Raw genomic sequence first — 15,805 nt, forward strand, 5'->3', positions numbered from 1 at the left:
GTATACCTTCCTCCAAGCTGGCCGCCCATTGCGTTCGGCGTCGTGTCGTCTGGATAGTTTGAAGTTTCGTAAGAAGTCTGAAACTGTGTCATGGCAAAAAGACCGTAGAATTTTAAATTTGAAACAGGAGCAAACTGAAACTTTATGCCAAGATATGCGCCGGTATGGCTTTCCCTGTCATAAGAATCATCGTCCTCGTCGGGATATTCACGCCACGGAGCCATTCCATGAAAAATCGTAAAAGGATTTAAGTAGCGCAGTTCAACAGGAGCATTTACAAAAACGCCCTCAAGCGCCGTAATTGTCAGTTTCTTAAAAAGCCTTATATCAAACTGATGCGCGTACATATAGCGGTCAACGTTAAACTGGCTTACAATTCCTGTGTATTTTATGTCTGGAGAATAAACCGAAAGCTGGGCATAAGAAGCTCCGGTAAGATATTCAGACCAAATCATTGAACCAGTAAGCGTTTTTCCGATGTTTCTGGCGCCTTTTCCAATCTGAAAAGAAACTCCTGTCTTTTGTGTCAATCTGTGCCCGATCGAAAAATATGCATTGTCTGGAAAGTTGATGTCGATTGAATCCGCAGAAAGAGGAACATTTGAATATACGTCATTTTTTACGGCATTGTTTTTATTCATTCCAAGAAGAATATCCATCTTCATTGCAACAAAATCCGAAACCGTAAAATTTAAAGGAACAAAAATGAACGGCTTACGCTCATATCTGTCATAAACCCAGTCAATATCGTCATTCGTCTTATAAAAAACAGAAAGATTAAAAGAAGGCTCTATTCCAAAGTTTATGATGTCGGATTTTAAGCCAATCTGCTCATATTCAAAATAGTTCTGAATTTTTTTGAGTTCTGCATGGCCGGCTTCGCTCAGCTTAAAAAAATCGATTTCCTGCAAATAAAGCTTTAGCTCAGAAATTGAAGCCGGCTCAGAATCAGCAAAATTTACAATTCCGCTTTCCATGCACAGGTTTTCGATTGAGTCGTAAATCCAGTGTCCGGCTTCCACAAGCTCCTGCTCTCCTCGGGCAAAGGCAAAAAATGAAATTCCGCAAAAGAGAACAGTTGAAAATATTTTTTTCATAACGCTTTTATTCATTTTTTAATCCATTTTTTTCTGAAATTTTTACGGCAACAGCCTTTTCGTAACATTCGACAAGCTTTGGCGTCAAGGAAGAAATTTTCCATTTAGCGCCCCAAGACTTAGCTTCGAGCGATTTTTCTTTTCTGAGATTCTGGTCTTCGAGAAGGAGCTGGACTTTTTGGGCGAATTCATTCACATCGTCTTTTACCATAAATCCGCCGTTATCGCCCTGCATTACGTCAACAGTTCCCAATTCTCCGATTGCAACAACAGGAAGACCGCTCAACATAGCTTCTACAGTAACAAGTCCCTGAGTTTCTGTTTTGCTCGGAAAGGTAAAGACGCTTGCCATTCTGTAAAAATATATCAAGTCCTCGCCGGGAATGTAACCTGTAAAAAAAACTGAATCTGCCAATTTTTGATTTTCTGCCAGTTCCTTGAGCTCTTCAAGATAAGGACCGTTTCCAACAAACAAAACAGCAGTCTTTTTATTCTTTTTTTGAATTTCACGCAGAACATCGAGCAGAAATGCGCAGTTTTTTTCTTTTACAATGCGGCCAACAAAAAGAAGTATTTTTTTGCCTTTTATTCCTGGACATTTTGAGTAAAGTCTGGAACGAACCGCCATTCCCCGTTTTATCGAATATTTTAATTTTTCTTCGGGAATTCCTGTCGGAAGAATATCCGGCGTTTTGTCTATTCCGTATCTTGAAACGACAGAAGCAATTCTTTGAGTTGGAGCAATTATCTCGTCAGCGCGCTTAAGATAATACTTTACGATTCCTGCGCCGATTTTGCGAAGACTTATATCAGGCAAAAAATTGACGTAATTTGAAAGATAATCTTCCCACATCGTATGAAAGGTAAAAACGCATGGAAGTTTTCGGTGACGCGCATAAATAGAACCCAAATAGCCGATAGTCCACTCAGAATTCAGGTGAACTACGTCCGGTTCGAATTTATCAAGAGATTTTTTGAGATAGTGCCAGGTATTCAGACGCACAATGCGGTCTTCCTTCGAAAAAACAACTGAGGTTGAAGGAATACGGAGGATTTTAAAAGGCGCAGTCGCATCGCTTTCTTTTTCGTTAAAAAAAGAGCTTCTCTGCTGTTCCTGAGAATATTCAAGGCAGACAACGCAGACTTCGTGCCCGATTCTTGAAAGCTCAGTGGCAAAAGATTTGACAGAAACAGAAACACCATTGATTCTCGGAAAATAGGCGTCTGTAAACATTGCTATTTTCATAGAACTTGTATTCTACTCAATTAAAACGGCAACTTCAAGATGAAGACTGACGGACAGTTTTATATGCCAGGAATTAGCCAAGCCTTTCTTTATAATTTTTTTCATATGCTTTAAAACCGCAGATTTTATGTTTTTCGGATGAATTTTTCCAGAGAATTCTATAAACTTATTTTATATGACTTCAGAACAAAAACAGCAGATTTATTCGCTTTTAAAAACCGCATCAGATTCTATTTTGGGCTACAAATCTAAAAGTTTTGACGAAAATGCTCCGTTTTTTAAGGATGATGAAAAAATTCACACTCAGGAAAAACAGCAGCCACAACAAAAAATTCAGCCACAGGAAAATACAAAAAGCTTAAATCAGATTTTGCCGCAGCCGATGCAAAACGTAATCGAAAAAATCGCGCAGTGCTCACGCTGTCCGCTTGCAAAAACCCGCCACAACACAGTTCCAGGAACAGGGGTTTCTTCTCCATTTGTTCTTGTAATCGGCGAAGGACCGGGCTTTGAAGAAGATATGCAGGGGCTTCCATTTGTAGGGCCAGCAGGACAACTCTTGGACAAAATGCTCGCCGCAATCAATTTGAGCCGAATTTCAAACGTTTACATTGCTAATATCGTAAAGTGCCGTCCGCCTCAAAACAGAAATCCTTATCCTGAAGAAGCAGATGCGTGCTCTTCTTTTTTGCAGGCGCAGATTGCGCTTTTAAAACCAAAGGCAATTCTCTGCGTAGGAACAGTTGCCGCAAAAAACCTTTTAAAGACCGAATTTGGAGTTACAAAACTTCGCGGACAGTTTTTTGAATATCAAAATATTCCCGTCTGCGTAACTTACCATCCAAGCGCTCTTTTAAGAGACAATTCACTAAAAAGACTTGCATGGGAAGACTTGAAATTCTTTAAGACAAAACTGCTTGAATTAAACCCAGGCTACGAAAGCCAATATATTCCATATATAAAACAATAAAAAATGGCAAAATATCTTCAGGTTGCGCTAAACGTTCCCTTAAACCAGACATTCACTTACCTCAACATAGAACCTTCCGAAATTTCTAGAATCGGATGCAGGGTTGAAATAAAATTCGGAGCACGAAAAACAAAAGGATGCGTCGTAGACGAATTTGAAAACCTTCCGCCAGATTTTCCAGTCGAAGAATCAAAAATCCGTCCAATCACAAAAGTTATTGACGAAAAACCGCTTTTAACTCCGGAACTGATCGAACTTGCATTCTGGGTTTCAAAATATTACATCTGCGCAATCGGCGAAGCTGTAAGCGCCATGCTTCCTTCTGCAAAACGAGAAACCGATGCCGGAGGATTTTCGTTCGTAGATGAAATTTCTTCGGAAAAAGCGGCTGTCTTGAGCGAAGAACAGGAAAAAGCCGTAAAAGAAATTCTTTCGCCAGAGGCAAATACAAACCTTCACTATCTTTACGGGCCGACAGGCACAGGCAAGACGGAAGTTTTTCTTCAATGCGCGCAAAAAATCCTTGATCAAAAAAAAGGCGTAATCTACCTTGTGCCGGAAATAGGCCTTACACAGCAGGTTATCGAGGCAGTCGTAAAAAGATTCGGCCAGACGGCGGCTGTTCTTCATTCAGGCCTAACCCCAAGCCAAAAATTAAGCGAATACCACAGAATCTTAAACAGAGAAGCGCGGGTCGTAATCGGCGCGCGAAGCGCGGTCTTTGCGCCAGTTCCAGACCTCGGCCTTATAATAATCGACGAAGAGCACGACGGCTCTTACAAATCAGGCTCAACCCCGCGCTACCATGCAAGACAAGTTGCAATGTACCGCTGCAAAAAACAGAAAATTCCTCTTGTAATGGGTTCGGCGACGCCGAGCGTTGAAGCCTGGTATCTTATGAACACAAAGACAATCGCCAGGCACACTCTCTCAAAACGTCTGGCCGGCGGAAAAATGCCTCAAATCAAAGCAATCGACCTAAAAAACGAGCCCGCCGACACACTCTGCATTTCCCGCGAGCTCGAGCACGAAATAAATAAAACCCTTGCGGAAAAAAAACAGACAATTCTGTTTTTAAACCGCCGCGGCTTTACCCATTTTTACCGCTGCCGCTCCTGCGGATTTGAGTTAAAATGCAAAAACTGTTCTGTAAGCCTTACCTACCACAAGGCAGAAAACCGCCTTCGCTGCCATTACTGCGGCTGGAGCACAACGCCGCAGCAGCAGTGTCCGCAATGCGGCTCTCTTGATGCAGGCTATTCGGGCTTTGGAACAGAATTTATAGAATCCGAAGTAAAGGCAAAATTTCCGAATGCAAGAATCGTGCGAATGGACACGGACAACCTTACAAAAAAAGGCGAGCTGCAGGAAAAAATCAACGCCTTTAAAAACAACGAATACGACATTATGCTCGGAACCCAGATGGTCGCAAAAGGACTCAACTTTCCAAACTTAAAACTGGTCGGAGTAATTCTTGCGGACACAGCGCTTCATCTGCCGGATTTTCGCTCAGCAGAACGCACATTTTCTCTCATAACGCAGGTTGCCGGCCGGGCAGGAAGATTCTTTCCAGACGGCAAAGTCCTTGTACAGACATATTCGCCAGAACGAGAGCCAATCCTCTTTTCGGTAAATAATCAGACTCAGAAATTTTACGAAATGGAAATAAATAACCGCCGGATGCTCAATTTTCCGCCTTTTTGCCGCCTTGTCCGTCTGGTTTTCAGAGCGCCGACAGAAAAACAGGCAGTCGAGGCCGCAGAAGGAGCGTCATCAATTCTCAGAAACGAACTTTACGCCATCTACAGCCAGAAAATCTCGCCTGACTTTACACAGGAACAAAAAAACAAGGTCGCGTCCACAGAAATTCTCGGTCCAGCCGAGTGTCCGCTTTCAAAAATCGCAGGAAGTTTCCGCTGGCAACTCATTTTAAAAGGCCAGGATATAACAATTCTTCAAAAAGCAGCCTCAAACCTTTTTTACAACTATTCGCGCCCCACAGACGTCTACATCGAAACCGACGTTGATCCTGTAAATCTTCTTTAAATATTTGGGCGCCGCCCGCTTTTGCGGGCCGGAGTATTACGGGCTTCGGTGCCCTCGGTGCTTTGCACCGGCTTCGCCGCCCTCCATGTTCCTGGCGCATAAAAAACTCAAATATGACGCCTGATTCCATCAAATTTTATTTCATGCAAAAAAAGCCCCTTTGCAGGCGCTGTCGGACCTGCATTTTTGCGTTCTTTGCTTTCCAAGACTTCCTTAAAAAATTCAGCGTCTTTTCCCATCCGCTCAAAATAAATCAGGCTTCCTGTAATCGAGCGGACCATTTTCCACAAAAAGGCGTTTGCTTCAATTTGAAAAACAAGATTTTCGCCTTCGTAAAAAAAATGCGCATCATCAATATAACGGAACATCGAAACGCTTTGGTCTCCGGCCGCGGCAAATGTCGAACAGTCAATTTCGCCATGCAGACATTCGGCCATCTTATTCAATTTTTCAATATCCGGTCTGTAATAAATCGGCCAAACATATCTCATCTGGCTTGCAAACGGTTTTCCTGTATTTATAAAATATCTGTAAACACGGCTCGTTGCATTTCTTCTGGCAGAAAAATCTTCATCAACCACACTTGCATCCATAATCCGCACGTCGTCCGGCAAAAAACAGTTTAAAGCCACAGGATATTTTTCTACAGGAATCGAATCCACTGGAGAATAAAAATTCGCTGCCTGCGCAAACGCATGGACACCGCTGTCCGTTCTTCCAGATCCCTGCAATGAAATTTTCCGTTTATGGAGTTTTTCCAGCGCATCTTCCACAGTCTGCTGGACAGTTCTGACTGCTTTTCCCTTATCTGCAAAATCTTGCCGCTGCCAGCCGCAAAAATCGGTTCCGTCATAAGAAATTGTCAAGAGTATATTACGCAAAATAACCGCCTTTTTCTCGCAAATTGAATTTTCAAAAAACTCTATTCATCGTCAACCGAAATAATATTGGCTTCGTTCAAAGTTGCCGTCAGCTTGTCGTAAAGGTCGCGGGATTTTTCCAAAAGCGGTCCAGGTTTTGATTTTGAAGATTTTCCAAGTCCAAAAATTCGGGCAATAGAACGCTTGTTTGCATCGAGTTTTTTATACCGCATCTGCATGTCTTCTTTTTGTCCGTATTTGTATTCCAAAAGCGAATTAAGATAGATTACGCCGTCATAACCATAATTTTTGTCTACATCAGGTCCAAAATTCGTAATTTTTGCAATCGTTTCGATTCTCTGAGTCTCGTTAATCAAAGTCTGCTCGTAAAAAAACTGGGCTTTTCTGTAAAAAACTTCGGCCGCATAGTCATAATTATGTTCAGGGACAAGTTTCTGTAAATCGCGGCAAATCCATGCCAGGCGAAGCGAAATTATCGCCCTTTTCATAGTCGGCGCATACGAAAGATCTACTTTTTCGTAAGACAAAAGCGCAAGATAATACATTGCCGCTCCGTCAAGAAGGTTTCGTTCTCTCGTCAATTCATAATAAGGAAACATGTTGTTTACAATTTCCTTGCGTTTTTTGCTGTCCGCCAAAAGCTCATTTAGAGAATTATTGTCCTGAATTTCTTCAAAATCGCTCCAGAAAAGCGCAGTATGGCATTTCGGGCAGGCTCCGATTGAATAAATCACCGGATAAATCTGGCCGTATTTTGCAGAAGGCTCAAAAACGCGGTGCAGTTCGTCAGTCAGTTCGCCGGCAATCATTCGGCCAGAACCGGAAAGCATTTCCTCACGCTCAAAATTATTCTGGCAGACCGGGCAATGGCATCTGTTTTTTGACCAATAGGAAATCTTTGGCTTTTTTCCAGGATTTTCAACTTTTTTTGAACTGCGGTACAACATAGATTCTCCAGATTTTTACTTTATAAAAATATTCTAACCCAATTTTTCGATTATAACAAAAGCAACTGCATATTCTTTTTCATGGCTTATAGAAAGCTGAATATTGAGGTCTTTTCCTATTTTGGCTTCCAGATTTTTTTTAGTTTTTTCTCCAAATTCAAAAAACGGCTTTCCGGCTTTATCCTTGGCGACGTAAAAATCATTCAACCTCAGGCCGGTAAATCCTGTACCCAGAGCCTTGGAAAACGCTTCTTTCGCGGCAAACCGAGCCGCATAGTGACGGCAGGTCGCTCCTTCATTTTGACTAAAATCACCGGAAAACTGCTCTTTCTCGTTAAAAAAACGCAAGAATAGTTCTGTTTTTTTTAGCCATTTTTCAAACCTTTTTACTTCGCAAATGTCCGTTCCGATTCCATAAACCATTATTCGCCTGACTGTCCGCCTGTCAATTCAATTTTTTCTGGAAGAATTTCATTCGCCGGAGAAGCAATCACATCTCCAACTTTTTCTTCAAGCTCATCTACAACCTTAATTTTTTCGACGGTAATTTTTATTTTTTTAGGAGAAAAATCCTGAACTGTAAATTTTGCAGGAACTGACGATTTTACATCGAGCTCATAAACTCCTGGTTCAGAAATCTCCGACGCATTTACAAAAAGAGAACCATTAGGAACGCTAAATTTCTCTAAATCAACCAGTTTTCCGCCTAAATTTAATATTCCTGAATTTTTTTGAGATGAAACTACAAATTCCTTCGGCAAATATTTTACATCTATCGTCTGAACAGAAAAACTTTTTTCCGAAACAACAGGCGCAATTTCGACCGTAACTGTAAGTTTTTCATCATTATTTTTAAATTTTAAATACGAGCCAGGATTTTCTGGCAAAACAGGAGAAGCAAAACTTTTATCCGCATTTTTTACAGAAACAGCCTTTGTCTGAAGCCTCGTGCAGTTTTGAACCATCGAGCGCGGTCCTGTAAGTTCAACTGTGTCCGGTTTTACAGTAATATTTTTTATCTCATAGCCATGCGCAGGACTTCCGTTTATAAGAGGCGAAATCGGCACAAAGGCTAAAATTTTTTCCTCAACCTTTAAATTGACTTCCTGAGGCGAAACAGTAACTTCAAGAGTATCCAGCAAAAGAGCCTGCTGAGGAAGCTCAACAAGAACCGGCAGCTTGTAGACTCCGTCTTTTGGCAGATAGTTCAGATCAAGGTAGGCAGAAAAACTGTTTTTTTGAAGAGAAGCAATATCTTCTGTCTTTCCCTTTAATTTTATTTTTACATTTGCAGGATACGGACTTACAGGCACAATTCCTGAACCGTTTTTTATTTTTAATGGAACTGTAAAAGACCTAGAATCTTGAAGCGAAAGCGTATAAAAAACATAAATACATATTGCAAGCAGAACACAACTCGCCTTTACCGGCCAGTTTTCCGTAATTTTTTCAATAAAGTCCTTTATTTTCATCAATAGTGTCCTCTATCGTTTTTTGCGCAGGCGTCATTTCCAACAGTTTTTCGAGCTGTTTTGTAATCTGGTTCGGGTTCAAATCGTAGTGAAGCTGACTGTCGTAAGCAAGGGAAACCGCTCCAGATTCTTCTGAAACGACAAGAACAACAGCATCGCTTATTTCGCTCATTCCAAGGGCGGCACGGTGTCTTGTTCCAAATGTTTTTTTAATATCATATTGCTCGCTCAAAGGCAAAAAACAACCTGCGGCGATTATTTTTCCGTTCTGAACGACGCAGGCGGCGTCATGCAAAGGCGTGTCATGACCAAAAATCGTCACAAGAAGAGCGCTTGAAAGGTCTGCGTCAAGACGTGTTCCAGTTTCAATAATGTCATCAATTTTTGTATGGCGTGTAAAAACTACGAGCATGCCTCTCTTCATTTTTGAAAGCATTTCGGCAGCTATGATTACGGTATCGACATAAGTATGCCTTGAACGGTTTCCAAAAGTGAACCACTGGCTCTGTCCAAGTTTTAAGAAAACCTTTCTAAGTTCCGGCTGGAATACAATCGCAAAACAGACAACAAGTCCAGGAGCAAGTTTCTGAAGAACCCACAGCAGCATTGAAAGATGAAGCAAAAGCGCCACAGCATAGGCCATTGCAACGACAATTGCGGCTTTTATTATCTGAAGGGCATTTGTTTTGACAATTATCTCGTATGCCTTGTACAAAATAAAGGCCATTACACCAATATCTAAAAACGGCCGTATAAAATCATAAACATGAAGAAGATTTTCAAATCCGTTCAATCTATACTCCAATTCCTTTTAAAACATTTAGAGAATCAACTGCTTCTTTTACATCGTGCACGCGGACAAGAGTTGCTCCGTTCATAACAGCAATCAAATCCGCAGCAACAGTTCCAATCATTCTGTCCTGAATTTCACGGTTGCAAAGCTGACCGATTACAGTTTTTCGGGAAAGCGCCATTAAAACCGGATATTTTGAATCGCACAGCTGTCCGCATCTCCTGATCAAAGTGCAGTTGTCAGTCATATTCTTTCCAAAGCCGATTCCTGGATCAACAATAATCTTATCAGAAGATATGCCATGCTTTAAAGCGTATTCAACTCTCTGACGCAAATAAAGGTCAACTTCATTAAAAATATCCTGATATTCGGTATTGCTCTGCATAACGTCCGGAGTAGAGCGCTTGTGCATTAAAATTACAGGAATTTTTGATTCCGCGCACAGTCCTGAAAGTTTTTCGTCGTCTTCAAGGGCGGAAACATCGTTCAAAATGTCAGCACCTTCGTCAAGGCAGGCTTTCAAAACAGAGTATTTTCTCGTATCTATAGAAACAGGAATATCCGAATGACGGCGAATTTCTCTTAAAACCGGAACAAGCCTTTTTATCTGCTCATCTTCGCTTACATAATAAGAGCCAGGCCTTGTAGACTCTGCGCCAAGGTCAATAATATCCGCGCCTTGTTCAATCTGTTCAAGAGCCATCTTAGCTCCGCCGCGGCTTCCTTCCCAAAATGAATCTGGAGTCGCATTTACGATTCCCATTACGAAGGCGTTTTTTTCTGTCGTAATAGTCTTATCTGCAAGTTTTAATGAAATCATTTTCTATAAGCCACCTTATAAGCACATTCCGCAAGGCTCCGGGGATCCATTTTTACATCTTCGCAAATTTCACCGCGGGTTCCTTGATTTAAAAATTTTTCCGGCAAAGCATTGACCGCAGTTTTATTAAATCCACGTTTTAACAATTCATATTCAAGCTCTTCACTCACACCGCCGCGGCATATTCCGTCTTCAACAAATATAACCGCATCTCGATTTTTTGCATATTCAAAAAGATGATTTATATCAACCTTATTTAAAAATCTCAGTGAATAAATATCAGCCTCAATGTTTTCAATCATAAGATTGCGGCTCGCCTGAATCACTTCCGAAAGCATGCTTCCTGTAGAAACAAAAAGAACGGATTTTGACTTTTTATTTTTTTGAACTGAAACAGCTTCCAATTCATTTTCATCAAATTTCAGGCTCAAAGCAGGCGCAAATTCTTCACATTTTACGTAAATACCCTTTCCTTCTTCGATTTTTTGAGAAAAACATTTCAGTTCTGTAGGACAAGTTGATTTTGGATAACGAAGCACGACAGGTCCGTTTTGAGAAAGCGCCCATTCAAGACTGAGCTTAAAATCAACAGCGGTCGCAGGAGAAAGAATTTTTAAATTTGGAACAGTCCTCAAAAGCGCAATGTCAAACATGCCCTGGTGAGTTTCGCCATCGCTCGGAACAAGTCCTGCCCTGTCCAAACAAAAAACTACCGGAAATTCCGGCAATGCAACATCATGAATAATCTGATCAACTGCCCGCTGCATAAATGTTGAATAGATTGCAACCACAGGTTTTAGTCCGCCAGCCGCAAGTCCAGAAGCAAAAGTTACCGCATGCTCTTCAGCGATTCCAACATCAAAAAATCTTTCAGGAAAATGCCTTGCAAAAGCATCAAGACCAGTTCCTTTTGCCATCGCCGCCGTAATTGCAGTAATTTTTTTATCTTTTTCCGCAAGCTCAAGCAAAGTCTGGCTAAAACATTCGGTAAAGCTCATCGTATCAAAATGCTCAACTTTTCCGTCAGAAATTAAAAACGGTCCAATTCCATGAAAAGCCGCCGGATCATTCTCAGCAGGAGAATACCCTTTTCCTTTTTTTGTAACTACGTGAACCACGACCGGTCCTTGAAGTTTTTTTACGTCCTTAAAAACATTTTCAAGCTCACCGATATTATGTCCGTCCAAAGGTCCGACGTATTCAAAACCTAAATCTGTAAAAAAATTATTGCTTAAAAAAAGAGCCTTTAGCGAACGCTTAAATCTGTAGACAAATTTTCCGATATGCCTGTTTGAATTTGGAATTTTTGAAAGCGCGAGATCAATTTTGTGGCGAATATTCTGATAAAAACCAGACATTGTAAGCTTAGAAAGATATTTTGAGACAGCTCCAGTATTCTCGCTGATTGACATTTTGTTGTCGTTCAAAACAACTATAAGATTTTTTCCAAGCTGGCCTGCATGGTTCATAGCCTCAAGCGCAAGTCCGCCGGTCAAAGAGCCATCTCCGATTACAGCGACAACCTTTCCGTTTTTTTTCTGTAAATCCCAGGCGGTCAAAAGCCCAAGCCCCTGAGAAATCGAAGTCGAAGCGTGACCGTTGTCAAAAAAATCATGCTTGCTTTCAGTTCTTCTGGTAAAACCAGAAAGTCCATTTTTTTGCCTTATAGTTGAAAAATCCGAAAAACGGCCAGTGAGCATTTTGTGCGCATAGCACTGATGGCTTACATCAAAAATTATTGCATCTTCCGGTGAATTAAAAACCCTGTGAAGCGCAATCGTAAGCTCGACAACACCAAGGTTTGAAGCAAGATGTCCGCCATTTTTTCCGACTACTTCAATAATTTTTTTTCTAATTTCTTCTGAAAGTTTCGGAAGCTGGTCTTCCGGGATTTTTTTTAAATCATCAGGCGAATTTATTTTGGAAAGCAACATAACAATCTTCTATTATTTTTATTGTAAGACAAAAAACTGATTTTTACAATTTTGAAGAAAAAAAAGACCGCGAAGTAAAAAACTACCGCGGTCTATTCTACGGGCATATATCAAAACACCAAAAAAGATGTTACTTGCTCTTATGCCGATTGCGTCTAAGCATCTTCTTGCGCTTATGTGTAGCCATCTTCTGGCGCTTTCTTTTTTTACCACAAGGCATTATGGGCACTCCTTAATCAAATTAGTATACTAATTATCATCAATTTAAAGTCTTTCGTCAAGAGATTAAATCCGATGTAAATTACTTTTGTTCAATTCTTTTGTATTGAATAGTGTTGTTAAAAATCTGCTTTGCTGCAAGAGATACAACCTTGCCGTCATTACGGTCAATTTCGGCATCTTTCATCATTGCCAGCTGATAAGCCCGGCGACTTGCTGCGACAGTAATCTCATAAACGTTTCCTGAAAATTTTACAAGCTGTTCCAAAGGAAAAATCATTACACTATCCCCCAAGTTAATATGAATACTCGATTATATTATAATCTAAAAATGCTGTCTAGTATTTATTAAATCAGTTTTTCAAATTATAATAAATTTATGCGCAGTTCATCTACTTTTGCAACAATTCTTGCTCTCAAACAGTCTGGAGAAAACAACCGTTCTGTAACGCTTCTTACTCCTCAAGACGGAATTGTTTACGCAACTCTTTATGGCGGACCAAAAAGCAAATTTCGTTCGCTTGTAAGCCCGTTTAACTGCGGAACTGCGTATCTTTACAAAGACGAAACAAAAAATTCCTGCAAAATAACCGATTTTGACGTAAAATCCTACCATCCTTCGTTTAGAGAAAATCTTTTTAAAACCTATGCGGCAAGCTTTGCTTCGGAAATCATAATAAAGTCGCGCTGCGCAGGAAGCCCGGAACAGACATTCTGCCTTCTTAACGGACTTTTGGACGGAATGGAACAGAGCACAGAAAACAACAGCCGGCTCGGTCTTATCCGTTTTTTGTGGCGTTACATAGGAATTTTGGGAATGAGGCCGGACACGCAATTCTGCCGCCAATGCGGAAAATCTTTTTTAGCCGGCAAAATTGACCAAAACGCGCAAACTTACTGCGGAATGTACAGCGAACGCGAAAACGGATTTGTGTGCAACGACTGCCTTTCAAACGCTCAGACAGAAAATCGAAACAGTTTTTTTCTTTCCAAAACTTCGCTAACATATCTTCAGGCAGTTTCGGTTCTAAAACCAAAAGACGTCCGCAAAATAATAATTGATGAAAAAACAATGATTGAATTAAAAGACTTTTGCTATTTTTTAATTCAAAATGTATGCGGAACAAAATTCATTTCGCTTGAATCAGGAATTGCTATTCTTTAAGTAAAAAAAATAAAAACAGGATATAAAAAATGAAAAAATGGATAAAAAAACCGGTTCTAAAAGAATCAGTAAAAGAAATGACACAAAAATACGGAATTGACGCAATCACCGCTTCAATTCTGATTCGCCGTGGAATTACAAAAAGCAGCGACATACTTTATTTTTTGGAAGATGACAAAAGATTTTTGCACAATCCGTTTGAATTTTCTGCAATGGAAGACGCTGTTGACAGAATTCTTCAGGCTCAGGAGGAAGGAGAAATCGTACTGATTTTTGGAGACCGCGATGTAGACGGAATTTCAAGCACTACAATTTTATACGAACAGCTCAAGTCTATGGGAATCGAAGCTGAATGGAAGCTTCCGGGCGGAAATGACGGTTACGGACTTTCTATCGAAGCCGTAGACGAATTTTACAAAAAAAACGGAACACTCATCATTACGGTTGACTGCGGAATTTCAAACAACGCAGAAATCGCACATGCGGCAGAACTCGGAATTGACACAATAGTTCTTGACCACCACAACCCTCCAGAACAGCTTCCAAGCCCGGCAATAATCATTGACCAAAAATGCGAAGATTCACAATATCCTTTCCACGATATTTCTGGAGCAGCAATCGCCTGCAAAACCGCCGCGGCCCTCCGATTTGCAAAATCTGAGCTTTACAAACAGGAAATTTGCCTGCTTGCAGCGCGAAAAGAAAACGAAACAAATGTAATCGAATGCATGAAAGTCCGGAACCTCGTAAAACAGGAAATTTTAGTTCAAAAAATAGCTCCATTGAGCGTGCCTTTTTCAAAGACAAAATTTCTCTCTTTTTTGACAGGACAGCAAATTTTTGTATGGAACAAAAACGAAACCATGAAAATTTTGAATGAAACGTTCGGCTCTGCAATCGAATTCAACGTTCTCGATCTCAGAAATGAAATTTCAAAAATATTTCCTCAGTTTTCAGAAAAAAGCCTTTTAGATTTAAAAAAAGCGTCAATTCTCGCAAAATACAACGAAACTGACGGAACCCAAATTGAAACCTTTTTCAACATTTTTGTAACTTACGTCAATACAGTAACTGCAAAACAATTTCCAAAAGACAGCATTCAGGAAGAAAAAGACCTTCAGCTCGCCGCGCTAGCCGCGCTTGCAGACATAATGCCTCTCAAAGATGAAAACCGCATAATTGTAAGACAGGGATTAAAATCAATAAACTCAGGAAACGCGCGCCCAGGCTTAATCGAGCTTCTCTCAAAACTAAAGCTTTTGGGCACTACGGTAACAAGCACAAAACTAAGCTGGAATGTAGTTCCTGTTTTAAATGCCACAGGCCGCCTTGGGCAGCCGGAGCTTGGAATGGAACTTTTTCTTGAAGAGGATCCGTACAAGAGAGACAGGCTTGCTGACGAAATACTCGAAATGAACGGCAAACGAAAAGAACTCGGTCAAAAAGCCTGGGAAATCGCCTCAAAAACAGCAGAAGAAAGCATAAAACACTACAACGGAAAACTCTGCGTAATAATCGACAAAGAAATAAACCGCGGAGTTTCAGGAATTCTTGCAGGAAGGCTTACATCAACATATAAAATTCCGTCAATGGCAGTCACAGTTGTCGATGGAATTGCAATCGGCTCAATGCGCAGCTGCCGTGGATTTTTACTTCCGCCTTTCCTTGACAAAATGTCCGATATTTTTATAAATCACGGCGGACACAACCTTGCGGCAGGATTCAGTTTTGAAGAATCAAAAATGGAAGAATTCAAAAAACGCCTTGAACTTCTCTGCAAAGAAATTGAACTGAACAACGAAGAAGAAAGTGAAAACATCGAAATCGATGCCGAACTTCCTCCTCAATATCTAAAACCGGAAATTCTAAATATAATCGACCGTTTTGAGCCTTACGGCGAAGAAAATCCAGAACTCACATTTTTGAGCCAGGGAATGAAAATTCAAGACGGAATTCTCATGGGAAAACCAGATCCAGTTCACCTAAAATTGCTTCTTGACGCTGGAGAAACAAAGTGGCCGGCAATATTCTTTGGCGAAGGAGGACGGCTCCACAGAGACTTTGACAAGGGAGATTCGATAAATATTTTGTATCAAGTTCAGCGCAACGTCTTTAACGGAAATGTAACTCCGCAGATTATCTTGTCCGAAGCGCAGCTGACAGATAAGTAAAATCCGGCTTGATTTTAAGAATTTGAAATCGCTTCGCAGGCAGC

14 protein-coding genes are annotated in these 15,805 nt (G+C 40.7%); 4 read left to right on the plus strand and 10 right to left on the minus strand.

Going from position 1 to position 15,805, the window contains the following annotated elements; genetic code table 11:
- Both B2X33_RS08205 and B2X33_RS08210 read right to left on the minus strand, forming a co-directional pair.
- A partial coding sequence (locus B2X33_RS08205; RefSeq protein ID WP_296668945.1) for a hypothetical protein occupies positions 1 to 1,112 on the minus strand: 1,112 nt, incomplete at its 3' end.
- A complete protein-coding gene (locus B2X33_RS08210) occupies positions 1,105 to 2,343 on the minus strand; it encodes a glycosyltransferase (protein ID WP_296022753.1) in 1,239 nt (412 codons plus the stop codon). The genes B2X33_RS08210 and B2X33_RS08205, both read right to left, overlap by 8 nt.
- Before the next feature lie 175 nt (positions 2,344 to 2,518).
- On the opposite strand from B2X33_RS08210, the gene B2X33_RS08215 reads away from it, so the two are divergent.
- Positions 2,519 to 3,313 (plus strand): uracil-DNA glycosylase, encoded by a 795-nt coding sequence (locus tag B2X33_RS08215; RefSeq protein ID WP_296022752.1) that lies wholly within the window; start codon positions 2,519 to 2,521, stop codon positions 3,311 to 3,313.
- A 3-nt stretch (positions 3,314 to 3,316) separates the two neighbouring features.
- The gene (priA, locus tag B2X33_RS08220) at positions 3,317 to 5,359 is read left to right on the plus strand and encodes a replication restart helicase PriA (protein WP_296668946.1); all 2,043 of its coding nucleotides are present in this window, start codon (positions 3,317 to 3,319) and stop codon (positions 5,357 to 5,359) included.
- Between the two features lie 107 nt (positions 5,360 to 5,466).
- On the opposite strand, the gene truA is transcribed toward priA, so the two are convergent.
- The 8 genes from truA to B2X33_RS08260 all read right to left on the minus strand — a co-directional run bounded on the left by truA (position 5,467) and on the right by B2X33_RS08260 (position 12,705).
- Positions 5,467 to 6,240 (minus strand): tRNA pseudouridine(38-40) synthase TruA, encoded by a 774-nt coding sequence (gene truA / locus B2X33_RS08225; RefSeq protein WP_296022750.1) that lies wholly within the window; start codon positions 6,238 to 6,240, stop codon positions 5,467 to 5,469.
- 41 nt (positions 6,241 to 6,281) lie between these two features.
- Complete coding sequence (locus tag B2X33_RS08230; RefSeq protein ID WP_296668948.1) at positions 6,282 to 7,187, minus strand: DUF2225 domain-containing protein; 906 nt, start codon at positions 7,185 to 7,187, stop codon at positions 6,282 to 6,284.
- 33 nt (positions 7,188 to 7,220) lie between these two features.
- Entirely contained in the window at positions 7,221 to 7,610 is a 390-nt protein-coding gene (acpS, locus tag B2X33_RS08235; protein ID WP_296668950.1) for a holo-ACP synthase, read from the minus strand.
- Positions 7,610 to 8,659 (minus strand): CdaR family protein, encoded by a 1,050-nt coding sequence (locus B2X33_RS08240; RefSeq protein ID WP_296669010.1) that lies wholly within the window; start codon positions 8,657 to 8,659, stop codon positions 7,610 to 7,612. The genes acpS and B2X33_RS08240 overlap by 1 nt, the downstream gene beginning before the upstream one ends.
- Positions 8,637 to 9,452 carry a diadenylate cyclase CdaA gene (gene cdaA, locus B2X33_RS08245; protein WP_296022747.1) on the minus strand — a complete coding sequence of 272 codons (816 nt, stop codon included), beginning with the start codon at positions 9,450 to 9,452 and terminating at the stop codon, positions 8,637 to 8,639. Before cdaA ends, B2X33_RS08240 begins: the two co-directional genes overlap by 23 nt.
- Before the next feature lies 1 nt (position 9,453).
- Positions 9,454 to 10,272 (minus strand): dihydropteroate synthase, encoded by an 819-nt coding sequence (gene folP, locus B2X33_RS08250; protein ID WP_296022746.1) that lies wholly within the window; start codon positions 10,270 to 10,272, stop codon positions 9,454 to 9,456.
- Positions 10,269 to 12,206 carry a 1-deoxy-D-xylulose-5-phosphate synthase gene (gene dxs, locus B2X33_RS08255; protein ID WP_296668952.1) on the minus strand — a complete coding sequence of 646 codons (1,938 nt, stop codon included), beginning with the start codon at positions 12,204 to 12,206 and terminating at the stop codon, positions 10,269 to 10,271. Before dxs ends, folP begins: the two co-directional genes overlap by 4 nt.
- A 301-nt stretch (positions 12,207 to 12,507) precedes the next feature.
- Positions 12,508 to 12,705, minus strand: a complete 198-nt coding sequence (locus tag B2X33_RS08260; protein ID WP_296022744.1) for a DNA-directed RNA polymerase subunit omega — start codon at positions 12,703 to 12,705, stop codon at positions 12,508 to 12,510.
- A gap of 99 nt (positions 12,706 to 12,804) precedes the next feature.
- Between B2X33_RS08260 and recO the strand changes: the two genes are divergently transcribed.
- Together recO and recJ are read left to right on the plus strand one after the other, a co-directional pair.
- Positions 12,805 to 13,590, plus strand: a complete 786-nt coding sequence (gene recO, locus B2X33_RS08265; RefSeq protein ID WP_296668954.1) for a DNA repair protein RecO — start codon at positions 12,805 to 12,807, stop codon at positions 13,588 to 13,590.
- A gap of 29 nt (positions 13,591 to 13,619) precedes the next feature.
- Positions 13,620 to 15,761, plus strand: a complete 2,142-nt coding sequence (gene recJ, locus B2X33_RS08270; RefSeq protein ID WP_296668956.1) for a single-stranded-DNA-specific exonuclease RecJ — start codon at positions 13,620 to 13,622, stop codon at positions 15,759 to 15,761.
- Positions 15,762 to 15,805: the final 44 nt, after the last annotated feature.

Source organism: Treponema sp. UBA785, assembly GCF_002297065.1.
In the GTDB taxonomy this organism is placed as follows: domain Bacteria; phylum Spirochaetota; class Spirochaetia; order Treponematales; family Treponemataceae; genus Treponema_D.

Bases quoted from the DNA above. Each gene is read 5' to 3' on its own strand.
- B2X33_RS08210 (WP_296022753.1), bottom strand. From the start codon at position 2,343: ATGAAAATAGCAATGTTTACAGACGCCTATTTTCCGAGAATCAATGGT.
- B2X33_RS08215 (WP_296022752.1), top strand. From the start codon at position 2,519: ATGACTTCAGAACAAAAACAGCAGATTTATTCGCTTTTAAAAACCGCA.
- priA (WP_296668946.1), top strand. From the start codon at position 3,317: ATGGCAAAATATCTTCAGGTTGCGCTAAACGTTCCCTTAAACCAGACA.
- B2X33_RS08230 (WP_296668948.1), bottom strand. From the start codon at position 7,187: ATGTTGTACCGCAGTTCAAAAAAAGTTGAAAATCCTGGAAAAAAGCCA.
- acpS (WP_296668950.1), bottom strand. From the start codon at position 7,610: ATGGTTTATGGAATCGGAACGGACATTTGCGAAGTAAAAAGGTTTGAA.
- B2X33_RS08240 (WP_296669010.1), bottom strand. From the start codon at position 8,659: ATGAAAATAAAGGACTTTATTGAAAAAATTACGGAAAACTGGCCGGTA.
- folP (WP_296022746.1), bottom strand. From the start codon at position 10,272: ATGATTTCATTAAAACTTGCAGATAAGACTATTACGACAGAAAAAAAC.
- dxs (WP_296668952.1), bottom strand. From the start codon at position 12,206: ATGTTGCTTTCCAAAATAAATTCGCCTGATGATTTAAAAAAAATCCCG.
- B2X33_RS08260 (WP_296022744.1), bottom strand. From the start codon at position 12,705: ATGATTTTTCCTTTGGAACAGCTTGTAAAATTTTCAGGAAACGTTTAT.
- recO (WP_296668954.1), top strand. From the start codon at position 12,805: ATGCGCAGTTCATCTACTTTTGCAACAATTCTTGCTCTCAAACAGTCT.
- recJ (WP_296668956.1), top strand. From the start codon at position 13,620: ATGAAAAAATGGATAAAAAAACCGGTTCTAAAAGAATCAGTAAAAGAA.